The 12,209-nt window shown below is 37.9% G+C and carries 11 protein-coding genes; 9 read left to right on the top strand and 2 right to left on the bottom strand.

Features of this window, described 5'->3' with window-relative positions:
- Nucleotides 1–88 precede the first annotated feature (88 nt).
- Nucleotides 89–2,584, bottom strand: a complete 2,496-nt coding sequence (locus tag WBG21_RS04905) for a DUF5686 family protein (protein WP_340075400.1) — start codon at nucleotides 2,582–2,584, stop codon at nucleotides 89–91.
- 74 nt (nucleotides 2,585–2,658) lie between these two features.
- On the bottom strand, nucleotides 2,659–3,636 hold the full coding sequence (locus WBG21_RS04900) for a pyruvate dehydrogenase complex E1 component subunit beta (protein WP_340075398.1): 978 nt from the start codon (nucleotides 3,634–3,636) through the stop codon (nucleotides 2,659–2,661).
- Between the two features lie 171 nt (nucleotides 3,637–3,807).
- Here WBG21_RS04900 and WBG21_RS04895 point away from each other — a divergent pair, with 171 nt between their 5' ends.
- The 9 genes from WBG21_RS04895 (at nucleotide 3,808) to WBG21_RS04855 (ending at nucleotide 12,208) form a co-directional block, all read left to right on the top strand.
- Nucleotides 3,808–4,554, top strand: a complete 747-nt coding sequence (locus tag WBG21_RS04895; RefSeq protein WP_340075396.1) for an electron transfer flavoprotein subunit beta/FixA family protein — start codon at nucleotides 3,808–3,810, stop codon at nucleotides 4,552–4,554.
- A gap of 40 nt (nucleotides 4,555–4,594) precedes the next feature.
- Entirely contained in the window at nucleotides 4,595–5,563 is a 969-nt protein-coding gene (locus WBG21_RS04890) for an electron transfer flavoprotein subunit alpha/FixB family protein (RefSeq protein ID WP_340075394.1), read from the top strand.
- A gap of 87 nt (nucleotides 5,564–5,650) precedes the next feature.
- Complete coding sequence (locus WBG21_RS04885; RefSeq protein ID WP_340075392.1) at nucleotides 5,651–6,280, top strand: bifunctional nuclease family protein; 630 nt, start codon at nucleotides 5,651–5,653, stop codon at nucleotides 6,278–6,280.
- 8 nt (nucleotides 6,281–6,288) lie between these two features.
- On the top strand, nucleotides 6,289–7,998 hold the full coding sequence (locus WBG21_RS04880) for a nucleoside transporter C-terminal domain-containing protein (protein ID WP_340075390.1): 1,710 nt from the start codon (nucleotides 6,289–6,291) through the stop codon (nucleotides 7,996–7,998).
- A 91-nt stretch (nucleotides 7,999–8,089) separates the two neighbouring features.
- Nucleotides 8,090–8,914, top strand: coding sequence for a thymidylate synthase (locus WBG21_RS04875; RefSeq protein ID WP_340075388.1), 825 nt, complete (start codon nucleotides 8,090–8,092; stop codon nucleotides 8,912–8,914).
- 84 nt (nucleotides 8,915–8,998) lie between these two features.
- On the top strand, nucleotides 8,999–10,159 hold the full coding sequence (gene egtB, locus WBG21_RS04870) for an ergothioneine biosynthesis protein EgtB (protein ID WP_340075386.1): 1,161 nt from the start codon (nucleotides 8,999–9,001) through the stop codon (nucleotides 10,157–10,159).
- 19 nt (nucleotides 10,160–10,178) lie between these two features.
- On the top strand, nucleotides 10,179–11,147 hold the full coding sequence (gene egtD / locus WBG21_RS04865; protein ID WP_340075384.1) for an L-histidine N(alpha)-methyltransferase: 969 nt from the start codon (nucleotides 10,179–10,181) through the stop codon (nucleotides 11,145–11,147).
- Nucleotides 11,148–11,150: 3 nt separating this feature from the next.
- Entirely contained in the window at nucleotides 11,151–11,432 is a 282-nt protein-coding gene (locus WBG21_RS04860) for a DUF427 domain-containing protein (protein WP_340075382.1), read from the top strand.
- Complete coding sequence (locus WBG21_RS04855) at nucleotides 11,432–12,208, top strand: hypothetical protein (RefSeq protein WP_340075380.1); 777 nt, start codon at nucleotides 11,432–11,434, stop codon at nucleotides 12,206–12,208. Before WBG21_RS04860 ends, WBG21_RS04855 begins: the two co-directional genes overlap by 1 nt.
- Nucleotide 12,209 lies beyond the last annotated feature (1 nt).

The following is a 12,209-nucleotide window of genomic DNA, read 5'->3' as shown; positions in this document are numbered from 1 at the left end:
TATATTATTTAGGGTTTTACTGTATAAATTATTGTTTTAATAAAAAATATTAGCACGCTAAATATTGAATAATAACCTTAAAATTGAGTTAGAAGAAAAACCCGAATGCCCCGGTTACACTAAATTCCCTTGCATCGGGAAGGTTTAAATAATTGCCCCTGAAATTAAAATCGATCCGGAAGACTTTAAAAATATTCCCTATTCCAAAAGAATACTCCCAGTAAATCTTATCAGAAGGTGCCCGTAAAGGTATATTGGCAGGAGCGCTAAGTGCTATATTGGCATCTGAAAGTTTACCCCACACCCCTCTTACACTAATAATTTCCCTAAGGTTATAATCGCGCAACCAAGGAATTCTTGAAAGTAGCCGTCCACCGAAATTATGCTCTAAATGAATGGAAGTGTAGGTATCGGTCACAAATTCATAAAAATCCATATTGGGAAAGGTATTGAAAATGGAAAAATAGGTTTGGTTTCCAGGCACAGGGCTTAATAACCCTAAGGGAACTTCTCCAAATGTTTTCCCTAATTCTACCACCGTAAGCAATCGGCCAAAACCACCTATTTGAATAGGGTTACGGTAAAAAAGTTGTACTTTATCGTATTCGAAATCACTTTCTAAGGTTCCTTCTATGCCTCTGGTATAGGTAAGAAAAAAGCGGGCATAATCGTCATTTACATCTTTTCGTTCTACCCCATACCCTATAGTTTTTCTACTGGGCGTGTATTCAAATGACACGTTTAGTTCTAATTGTTTTGTTTGTGAAGAGATCCCTGTGGGTGACTCCGGATCTATGTAATCCAAACTAAACGTCTGGGGTGATGCCGATTTAAGTGTACGGTAGGAACCCCCTGTTTTAAAAATCAAGTTTTTGAACGGTTCAAACTCAATAGCTGCAGTGGTGAGATTGATATTGGTAAGCTTGTCATTGGTGCCTGCTGTGAGGAGTGCTGAAGATGCAAAGCTACGTCCCAAAACATCGCTTGTAGCTGTGAGGCTTGCTCCAATCTGTTCAATGTCACGCCGGTTCCCTCCACTTATAATAACCCTATTTTTACGGCCGATCAACCACTTGCCGGAAATTCCATACTTAAACTTTTGATCCTTAAATCCATAGGCAGTATAGCCTTCTATCCGCCATAAATCATTTTGACCAAAATAGGTTCTTCCTCCTGTTCGTAAACGAAATCCTTCCACGTCATTGTTCCCGAAAGTGGAAAACACAGGACCATAGTCAAAATCCCATTTGTCAATTTCCCAATATCCGGAGGCCAATACAGAACCTAATGTATAAAGACGTTTAAATTTGGGGACGTGTTTTATGGTATCAATTAGCTTGTAAATTCCTTGTTCGTCTTTATTGAGTTTTTCCAAACGGTTGGTAGTCCAAAATGCATCGTCCTTATTGTAAATTTCTTCATCATGAGGATCTATCTCTTGTTCATAGAATTTCTTGGGTTTTTGTTCATCAAACACATAATTATCATAAACTGTTGTACGCTTTCCGTATACTCCACGGGATTCTTCTTTTTTACGCAGGCTGAAGTCACTCAACATATAATCCCTTTTCAACAAAAAAACCGAGTCATTGACTACCTGAAATTCTTGTTCTATGTATATCTCTTTTACCCAATTGATATTGGCACTTTTTGTAACGGCCATATTTATTTTCTTAATGGCAAAAGTGGTGTCATTTACCCAAAAATCGCCTTTAAAAGTAAGTTCATTTTTTCGGCGTGGGTAGTATATGATATTGTAGCACCATTTATTATCGATGAAAGTAGAATCAGCCAACGCATAGTTATACACATCTATACCTGTTTTGGATAGTGGGCTCACAAAACTTTTGTCAAAAAATTTCAAGTAGTTATTATAAATATCATAGTCTGCATATAAATCTTGAACAAAGGCAATAATACTTTGATTGTTACTGAATCCTGAATTTTTATTTCCAATAAGATCTTCTTTTACCTTTCCGTACCCATTGTCTCCATATACTTTATAGAATGCTTCATTGATAAAAATGGGCAGGTATGTTTTTCCGGTAATTCGGGAAGTGTCCATCTCTTCAAAAACAAATTCAAGTCCCTTGAACAGTTTACTTTTTATGAGAGCACTATCAATCGTATTCAGATCAAATTCTACCTTCTCATATTTATCATATTGGTACTGATCGAACTTCCTAATACCATTTTCTCTTTTCTTTGCCCATATTTTTCTTAAAATATCGATCGCCGGATTGTTCTTTTTCGACTGCTTCCCTGAAATAACGACCACTTCGTCTAATTGCTCTCCTTCAGGAAGTACTACCGTAAGATCATAGTTGACTTTACTTTCTAACAATATTTCCTGTGTAGTGTAGCCCACAAAAGATACAATGATAGCAGTATAGGTATTATCCGATTCTATATAGAAACGCCCATTATCGTTTGTGATAGTCCCTTCCGAAGAGTCTTTGAAGATAATATTGGCAAAGGGTACGGCTTCGCCCGATTCATCTACTACGATACCACTTACTTTGGTTTGTGACCACGTTGAGACAACCATTATTAAAAAAAAGAAAAAACCTAAAACCTTTTGCATAGCATAAATTAAAAACAAAACTTCACTAACAATAACAATGCCAGTGAAGCCTTTATAACGTTACAAATCTGTATTTATTTGTACAATACTTTTTTTACGGCTTTTATGACATCATTGTAATTGGGCAGCCATTCTTCTAACAATACCGGGGAATAGGGTGCTGGGGTATCCCCTGTATTTAATTTTACAATAGGCGCATCTAAATAATCAAACGCCTGTGACTGAACCTGATAGGTAATTTCTGTAGCAATATTCCCAAATGGCCATGCTTCTTCTAAAATCACCAATCTGTTTGTTTTCTTGACAGAGTTCAAGATGGCATCATGATCCATCGGCCGCACAGTGCGCAAATCAATAATTTCGCAGCTAATGTTTTCTTTTTCCAGTTCTTCAGCTGCTTTATAAGCCTCTTTTATAATTTTCCCAAAAGAAACAATAGTAACATCTGTCCCTTCTCTTTTAATATCAGCAACACCTAATGGAATTGTATATTCGTCTTCAGGAACTTCGCCTTTGTCGCCATACATCTGTTCAGATTCCATAAAAATTACCGGATCATCATCACGGATAGCTGATTTCAAAAGCCCTTTCGCATCATACGGATTGGAAGGCACCACTACTTTTAATCCCGGACAATTGGCATACCAACTCTCAAAAGCCTGGGAGTGTGTAGCCGCTAACTGGCCGGCAGAAGCTGTAGGCCCTCTAAAAACTATCGGAATGTTAAATTGCCCACCACTCATCTGTCGCAACTTAGCCGCATTGTTTATAATCTGATCAATTCCTACTAAGGAAAAATTAAAAGTCATAAATTCAATAATAGGACGGTTCCCGTTCATCGCAGAACCTACACCTATTCCAGAGAACCCCAATTCTGATATAGGTGTATCTATAATCCTTTCAGGGCCAAATTCATCTAGCATTCCTTTAGAAGCTTTATAGGCACCATTGTATTCTGCCACTTCTTCACCCATCAAGTAAATAGACGCATCCTTACGCATTTCTTCGCTCATGGCCTCTGCTATTGCTTGTCTGAACTGTATTGTTTTCATTCAAGTACTGTTAAAGTTCTGTTCAAAAATAGAACAGCAAAAATAGTAATAAATAAAAAACTTTCTCAGGCTTTCATTGACAAAAATATACTATGCGCGCATAGTATATTCAGGAAAATATCAGTATCTTCGTAGCCACATTTTTCAAATCTATAATAAATAAATATAAAAATGAAAATACTCGTATGCATTAGCCATGTTCCGGATACCACTTCAAAAATAAATTTTACGGAAGGGAATGCAAAATTTGACACTAATGGGGTGCAGTTTGTAATTAATCCTAATGATGAATTTGGTTTAACCAGAGCCATGTGGTTCAAAGAAAAACAGGGGGCTTCTGTTACTGTTGTAAATGTAGGAGGGCCTGAGACAGAACCTACGCTTAGAAAAGCGTTGGCCATTGGGGCAGATGATGCTATTCGCATAAATGCTGAAGCAACCGATGGTTTTTTTGTTGCAGAACAATTAGCAAAGGTAGTAGAAGAGAATGGTTATGACCTTATCATCGCCGGAAGGGAATCTATTGATTACAACGGTGGAATGGTTCCCGGAATGTTAGCAACATTGATAGATGCTAATTTTGTGAATAACTGTATTGGTCTTGAAATTGAAGGAAATGAAGCTACGGCACTAAGGGAGATAGATGGCGGAAAGGAAACCATAAAAACCTCATTACCGCTTGTTATAGGTGCCCAAAAAGGGTTGGTAGAGGAAAGCGACCTCCGTATCCCTAATATGCGAGGGATTATGATGGCTAGGCAAAAGAAACTTACTTTAGTAGAAGCGACAGCCGCTGAAAAAAGAACAACAGCTGTACAGTTTGAGAAACCAGCTCCAAAAGGGAATGTAAAATTAGTGGCTCCCGATAATCTGGATGAACTTATTGACCTTCTTCACAACGAAGCTAAAGTCATCTAAATTAAAACCATAACAAACTCTGATATAAAACATAAAATCTATGTCTATACTCGTATATACTGAATCTGAAGACGGAAAGCTAAAAAAAACTGCTTTTGAAGCAGCCTCTTATGCAAAAGGCCTCGCAGAAAAGCTAGGGGTTTCTGTTACTGCAATTTCCATAAATACTAATAGCACTAACGAACTTGCTACTTATGGTGTTGATAAAGTGCTCAAAGTAGTTGATGAAAAATTAAATACATTCAATGCAAAAGCATACGCTAATGTTGTAAAGCAAGCAGCGGAAAAAGAAGGTAGTAAAGTGGTCGTTATAAATTCCAGTGCCAACGGAAAATATATAGCCCCCATAGTCGCTGTAAACCTTAATGCAGGTTACGCCTCCAATGTAATTACCCTTCCCGAAAGCACTACTCCATTCAAGGTGAAAAGAACAGCGTTTACTAACAAAGCGTTCAATGTTACAGAAATGAACACCGATGTGAAAATTATAGGCCTTTCTAAAAACTCTTTTGGTCTAAAAGAATCCAATGGGGCTGCTACTGAGGAAACTTTTTCTCCTGAATTATCAGATAATTTATTCACTTCAAAAGTCGCTAACGTAGATAAAGTCTCCGGAAAAGTAACTATTGCCGATGCGGAAATAGTAGTTTCAGGAGGACGTGGCCTTAAAGGGCCTGAAAATTGGGGAATGATTGAAGAACTCGCCGACGTTTTAGGAGCTGCTACTGCTTGTTCAAAACCGGTATCCGATTTAGGCTGGAGACCACATAGCGAACACGTAGGGCAAACAGGAAAACCTGTTGCTTCTAACTTGTATATAGCTGTAGGGATCTCTGGGGCTATTCAACATTTAGCAGGAATTAATGCCTCAAAAGTAAAAGTAGTTATCAATAACGACCCAGAAGCTCCTTTCTTTAAAGCAGCTGATTATGGGATCGTAGGAGACGCTTTTGAAGTTGTTCCTTCATTAATCGAAAAATTAAAACAATTTAAGGCTCAAAACGCATAATTTTTGTTAAATTGTACCCAGTAAGGGCTGTCAGAAATAGAGGTAATCCCTTATTCAGACAGCCTTTTGGTATGTTTGCAATGTATTATGAGCTTAGTTCGCTTAAACATAAAAGGTATTTCATATAGCCAAACCCAAAATGGGGCGTATGCACTTATTCTCAATGAGGTAGATGGAGAACGGAAACTCCCTATTGTAATTGGTGCATTTGAAGCACAATCGATTGCCATTGCCTTGGAGAAAGAAATAAAACCTCCTCGACCGCTTACCCATGATTTATTTAAGAGTTTTGCTGACCGTTTTGATATTGTGATAAAACAAGTAATTATTCACAAACTGGTAGATGGTGTTTTTTATTCAAGCATCATATGTGAACGAGACCGGATAGAAGAAATTGTAGATGCCCGAACAAGCGATGCTATCGCACTGGCTATAAGGTTTAAGGCGCCTATCTTCACCTATAAAACCATTCTAGATAAGGCAGGGATTTATTTGAAGCTATCTCAAGACAAAGAAGGTGATGAAAGCATTGTTGTAGATGAAATACTCTCAGGAACAAGTGAAGAGACTCCTAAAAAAGAAATGGCTTCAACTGAAAGCTATACTTCATATGCCACAAAGGAGCTTCGCAACATGTTACAAGCAGCTGTAGCAAATGAAGATTATGAAAAAGCTGCAAGAATACGGGATGAGCTATCCAAACGAGAAAAGAAATAAACCTACGCATGAAAAAACATCTATTTGGGCTACTACTCCTGTTTAGTATTGCGTCACAAGCTCAAACTATTGAAGGGGAGTGGAATTTTAAATCCATTACCGACTCAGAAAATAACAAATTATTCAATATTTCGCAAAATGATATCCTACAGCTTACTGATGGTGATTTTACATATCAGTTAGCGAGTAAAAATAATTTGAAAGCTTCCGGAAATTACCTTGTTCAAGATAAGTTACTGGTATTTTATTACAAACAACCTAAAGATACTGTTCGATTTTATAAAATAACTACTGCCACCGACTCTACACTCATATTTACGGAGAATAGCGTACAATATGCTTTTACAAGAAATATAGAGAATGCCAACACCATAATTGATCAAGAATCCATCACAAATAATACCATCATCCCAAGTAATGGCTTTTCTACAAGCAGTTTATGGAGAGGTATATTAGGCATGCTTTCACTATTGCTGATTGCATACCTGTTTAGCAGCAATAGAAAACATATAAACTGGAAAACAGTGGGGATTGGCCTGGCCTTTCAAATTGTGCTTGCCATTGGTATTCTCAAAGTTTCTTTTATCCAAAAAGCGTTTGAGTTTGTTGGTAGTATTTTTATAAAGATACTTGATTTTACACGAGCCGGCAGTGAGTTTTTGTTAGGTGGTATGATGGACGTGGAAAGCTATGGTTTTATTTTCCTCTTCCAAGTATTACCTACCATTATTTTCTTTTCTGCGCTTACTTCTGTCCTTTTCTACCTTGGTATTATCCAAGTAGTCGTAAAAGGAATGGCTTGGGGGTTAACAAAATTAATGGGGATTTCAGGCGCTGAAAGCTTATCCGTAACAGGTAATATTTTTCTTGGACAGACCGAAGCCCCTTTAATGATAAAAGCCTACTTGGAAAAAATGACCCGTTCTGAAATCCTTTTGGTAATGGTTGGCGGGATGGCCACAGTAGCTGGCGGTGTTTTGGCTGCGTATATTGGTTTCTTAGGGGGCGACGATCCTATTCTTCGCCTTCAGTTTGCAAAACATTTATTGGCTGCATCTGTTATGGCTGCTCCAGGCGCAGTCGTTATCTCCAAAATGCTTTACCCTCAAACAGAAAAAATTGAGTCCGTTGTAGAAGTTTCCCAAGAAAAAATAGGGAGCAATATCTTAGATGCTATTGCCAATGGAACTACCGAAGGGCTAAAACTGGCTGCCAATGTGGGTGCCATGCTATTAGTTTTTATCGCTTTTATTGCTATGATCAATTTTGGATTTCTGAAAGTTGGTGGATTTACAGGTTTAAATAACTGGATTATAAATAATACACCATACCAAAGCTTGTCACTTGAATTTATTCTCGGATATCTGTTCGCACCTCTTATGTGGCTTATTGGCGTTGCCAAAGAAGATATGGCCCTCATGGGACAATTATTGGGCATAAAGTTAGCGGCTAGTGAATTTGTAGGCTACATTCAATTGGCCGACTTAAAAAACCCTGTTAACCCTCTACACCTTACTTATAACAAATCCATTATCATGGCAACCTATATGCTTTGTGGTTTTGCAAATTTTGCCTCTATCGGGATTCAAATTGGAGGTATTGGGTCATTAGCCCCCGGACAACGAAAAACACTTTCTAAATTTGGTCTTAAAGCTGTTATAGGAGGTACTTTGGCTTCGTTGCTTTCTGCCACGCTTGCAGGAATGATTATTGGATAACCGTTGATAAACTCTTGATAAAAAACCCTTCTTTTTTGCTTCGGTAAAGCAATACATTTTTTATATTCGATTTGTTCAAGAAAAAATTTAGATGAAACAATACCACGACCTCTTAAAACATATTTTGGAGAACGGAACCCGAAAAGAAGACCGTACTGGAACAGGTACCATTAGTATCTTTGGACACCAAATGCGATTTGATATGGAAGAGGGTTTTCCTATGGTCACTACCAAAAAGTTGCACTTAAAATCAATTATCCATGAACTTTTATGGTTTCTAAAAGGAGACACCAATATCAAATACCTTCAAGAAAATGGTGTCAGAATTTGGAATGAATGGGCAGATGAAAATGGAAACCTCGGCCCTGTATATGGACATCAATGGCGCAACTGGAACAGCGAAGGTATTGATCAGATAGCAGAAGTAATCAACACATTGAAAAGTAATCCTGACAGCCGGCGGATGCTAGTAGCTGCGTGGAATCCTAGTGTATTACCAGACACTTCTGTTTCTTTCTCAGAAAATGTTGCCAATGGCAAAGCAGCCCTTCCTCCCTGTCACGCTTTCTTTCAATTCTATGTAGCCGACAGAAAACTATCGTGCCAACTCTACCAGCGAAGCGCTGACGTTTTTCTAGGTGTTCCTTTTAACATTGCATCGTATGCATTATTAACATTAATGATGGCTCAGGTATGTGGTTATCAACCCGGAACATTTATTCACACCTTCGGAGATGTCCATATTTATACAAATCACCTGGAACAGGTAAACGAACAATTATCAAGAACTCCAAAGCCACTACCAAAGATGCTCCTCAATCCTGAGGTGACTTCTATTTTTGATTTTAAATTTGAAGACTTTACTTTGGTGGATTATGATCCACATCCTCCAATAAGGGCAACAGTAGCTATTTAAAAAATCAATATATTTTAACCATCTGTCTAAAATGTGTGCGATTTTATTTATGTAACTTTGGGTTTCACTTCTTTTTATTAAAAGATGATTATTACGGAAACTATTCTTACTTCTTTTATAGAAACCCGAAAAACAACAGAAGATATCTGTAAACCACTGGAAGTGGAGGATTATATCCCTCAACCCGTGGTGGATGTTTCGCCCCCCAAATGGCATTTGGGTCATACTACTTGGTTTTTTGAAGCTTTTATCCTAAAAAAACATGTGGAAGAATACCAAGCCTATAATGACGATTTCTTTTTCATCTTTAACAGCTATTACGAAACTTTTGGAAAGCGCGTGGTTCGAACTGACCGAGGGAACTTATCACGTCCGGGTGTTGAAGAAATATATGCTTATCGAAAGTATGTGACCCAGGCAATGGAAAACCTTTTGGAAAGCACTCCCTCTGAAGAAATTTTTCAACTAACAGAGATCGGTATCCATCATGAAAAACAACATCAGGAGTTATTATTGACAGACATTAAATATATTTTGGGTAACAACCCATTACTGCCGAAATATTCTGATAGTTTTGAAGAAAATATTAGCGAAACCAACACTTTTGAATGGATCCAAATTGCTGAAGGTATCTATGAAATAGGCCATGATTCAGATGCTTTTTGTTATGACAATGAACTGGGAAGGCATAAAGTCTACCTGCACGATTTTGGAATAGCCAACAAACTCGTTACCAATGCTGAATATCTCGAATTTATAGAAGATGAAGGGTATCAAACTTTTCATCTATGGCATGCCGAAGCGTGGGATTGGATCAATCAAAATAATATTAAAGCACCCTTATATTGGCATAAAATTGATGGCACATGGCACCGATATGCTATGAAGGGGTTGGAAAAAATAAATAAACTAATTCCTGTTACCCATATTTCTTACTATGAAGCTTTTGCCTATGCGCAATGGAAAGGCGTGCGCCTTCCTACTGAGTTTGAATGGGAAGCTGCCTGCAACCATTTTGATCATGGGTACCGATGGGAATGGACTGAAAGTGCCTACTTGCCTTATCCGGGATATAAAAAAGCAGCTGGGGCATTAGGTGAATACAACGGTAAGTTTATGGTGAATCAAAAAGTGCTCCGGGGTGGATCAGTGGCCTCCCCAAAAAACCATATCAGGCATACTTACCGGAACTTTTTTCATCCACATTTACAATGGCAATTTACTGGGTTAAGGTTAGCCCGTTAATACCGACTAAAGAATTACTATGAAGACAGCAACAACCACATCGTTTGCCAACGCTTTTGAAGAAGAGGTCTATAAAGGATTAACAGCATATCCGAAATACCTCTCTTCAAAATACTTTTATGACAAAGCAGGCGATAAACTTTTTCAGGATATTATGAAGCTCCCTGAATATTACCTGACCAACTGTGAATTTGATATCTTGTCCAAACACAAAGAAGCTATCGCAGAAGCCTTTAAAGGAGTTAATGGTTTTGATTTGATTGAACTAGGGGCCGGTGATGGAAAAAAAACCAAAATACTGCTACACTACTTAGCTGAAAAAAAATATGGTTTTAATTTTTTACCCATTGATATCAGTCAGAATGTTTTAAACGAACTGGAATCTTCCTTAAAAAAAGAACTGCCCAATATTTCTGTGATTCCAAAGCAAGGGACTTATTTTGAAGTATTAAAAGAACTTGCGCAATATAACGAGCGGAAAAAAGTAATCATGGTTTTAGGGTCGAATATTGGAAACCTACTACATCCGGATGCTATTTTGTTCTTAAAAAACATTGAAAAGTCAATGAGCGAAGAAGATCTTTTATTTATGGGGTTTGACCAAAAAAAAGACCCTCAGGTCATTTTAGATGCTTACAACGACAAAACCGGTGTTACTGCTGCTTTTAATAAAAATATATTGAAAAGGATCAATAAGGAGCTTGGTGCTGACTTTGATACCAGACTTTTCATGCATTGGGAGGCTTATGATCCTGAATCGGGAACGGCAAAGAGTTATCTTGTGGCAAAGGAAGCGCATAACGTTACCGTTAAAGAACTTGATTTAACCATTCGCTTTGACCAATGGGAAACCATCCACACGGAGATTTCACAAAAATATGATGACAAAGTAGTTGAGTGGTTGGCTGAAGAATCTGGACTACAGATCAAGCAACAATTCACAGATGATAGAAATTATTATAAAAACTATATATTCACTAAAAAATAAATTATGAAAGCACTATGGAACGGTAAAGTTATTGCCGAAAGCGACGATACTGTCGTTGTAGAAAACAATCATTATTTCCCTGCAGATGCTATAAAAAAAGAATTCTTTAAAGAAAGTGATACACATACCACCTGTCCGTGGAAAGGAGTTGCTTCTTATTATACCATAGAAGTAGACGGCAAAGAGAATAAAGATGCTGCATGGTACTACCCCGAAGTGAGCGAATTGGCAAAAGGTATTAAAGGGCGAGTTGCTTTTTGGAAGGGTGTAGAGGTTACAGAATAATGAAACTTATCAATCAAACTCAAAATACATTACACCACCTTGCGCAGTTTTTAGCTGCTTTTAGTAATAGCTATCTACAAAAGGAAGACGATGACAGCCAGTCAAACATTGGTTGGTCTGTTGTAAAAAAAGCGATGGTTTCCAGAAGTGTTGATGGAGTTCATTTGGAGTTATCATATCCTAACGTCACTCTTAAAATCATTAAGGAAGAAACTACCGTTGCCCAAACAACATTGTCTGGAATGTCAAGAGCAGCAATCGATTCTTGGATCAGAAAAAACCTAGAAATCCTTTCATTGGATAGCAACAAGTTTAATTATGAATTAGGGTTTAGCCTAGACACTAGTTTTAGCAACTTCTCTATAATGGATGATGAAACAATGGCATCTATCCAACAGCTTATACAGCATCGCACCATTGCTCAAAAGGCATTAGAAAAGCTAGCAAAAGCATACGCCTATCCAACCGAAATACGCGTATGGCCACATCATTTTGATACCGGAATGTTGATTGATTTAAGTGACGACCAAACACTCTCCAAGGGTTTGGGCCTTGGCTATGCTATAGCTGACAGCGTTAGCAATGTTCCTTATTTTTATACCTATGCCTGGGGCAACGATACTATTGATTACAAGCAACTGCCCCCACTAGCAAACGGCAAATGGGCAACCGGCGATTGGAAAGGTGCCCTGCTCCGCGCAGATGAACTCTTTGACTTAAAAGCCGTAGAAAGTTTCTATCAAGGAGCAAGCTACTTGTTATCCGAACTACTTTAAG

Origin of the sequence: Leptobacterium meishanense (assembly GCF_037645805.1) — a bacterium.
In the GTDB taxonomy this organism is placed as follows: Bacteria; Bacteroidota; Bacteroidia; order Flavobacteriales; family Flavobacteriaceae; genus Leptobacterium_A; species Leptobacterium_A meishanense.
Note: the sequence above shows the minus strand (reverse complement) of the source record. Positions and strands in the feature narration are given on the sequence as shown.

Coding starts and splice junctions, on each gene's coding strand:
- egtD (WP_340075384.1), top strand. CDS start 10,179: ATGAAGACAGCAACAACCACATCGTTTGCCAACGCTTTTGAAGAAGAG.
- WBG21_RS04880 (WP_340075390.1), top strand. CDS start 6,289: ATGAAAAAACATCTATTTGGGCTACTACTCCTGTTTAGTATTGCGTCA.
- WBG21_RS04890 (WP_340075394.1), top strand. CDS start 4,595: ATGTCTATACTCGTATATACTGAATCTGAAGACGGAAAGCTAAAAAAA.
- egtB (WP_340075386.1), top strand. CDS start 8,999: ATGATTATTACGGAAACTATTCTTACTTCTTTTATAGAAACCCGAAAA.
- WBG21_RS04855 (WP_340075380.1), top strand. CDS start 11,432: ATGAAACTTATCAATCAAACTCAAAATACATTACACCACCTTGCGCAG.
- WBG21_RS04860 (WP_340075382.1), top strand. CDS start 11,151: ATGAAAGCACTATGGAACGGTAAAGTTATTGCCGAAAGCGACGATACT.
- WBG21_RS04905 (WP_340075400.1), bottom strand. CDS start 2,584: ATGCAAAAGGTTTTAGGTTTTTTCTTTTTTTTAATAATGGTTGTCTCA.
- WBG21_RS04900 (WP_340075398.1), bottom strand. CDS start 3,636: ATGAAAACAATACAGTTCAGACAAGCAATAGCAGAGGCCATGAGCGAA.
- WBG21_RS04875 (WP_340075388.1), top strand. CDS start 8,090: ATGAAACAATACCACGACCTCTTAAAACATATTTTGGAGAACGGAACC.
- WBG21_RS04885 (WP_340075392.1), top strand. CDS start 5,651: ATGAGCTTAGTTCGCTTAAACATAAAAGGTATTTCATATAGCCAAACC.
- WBG21_RS04895 (WP_340075396.1), top strand. CDS start 3,808: ATGAAAATACTCGTATGCATTAGCCATGTTCCGGATACCACTTCAAAA.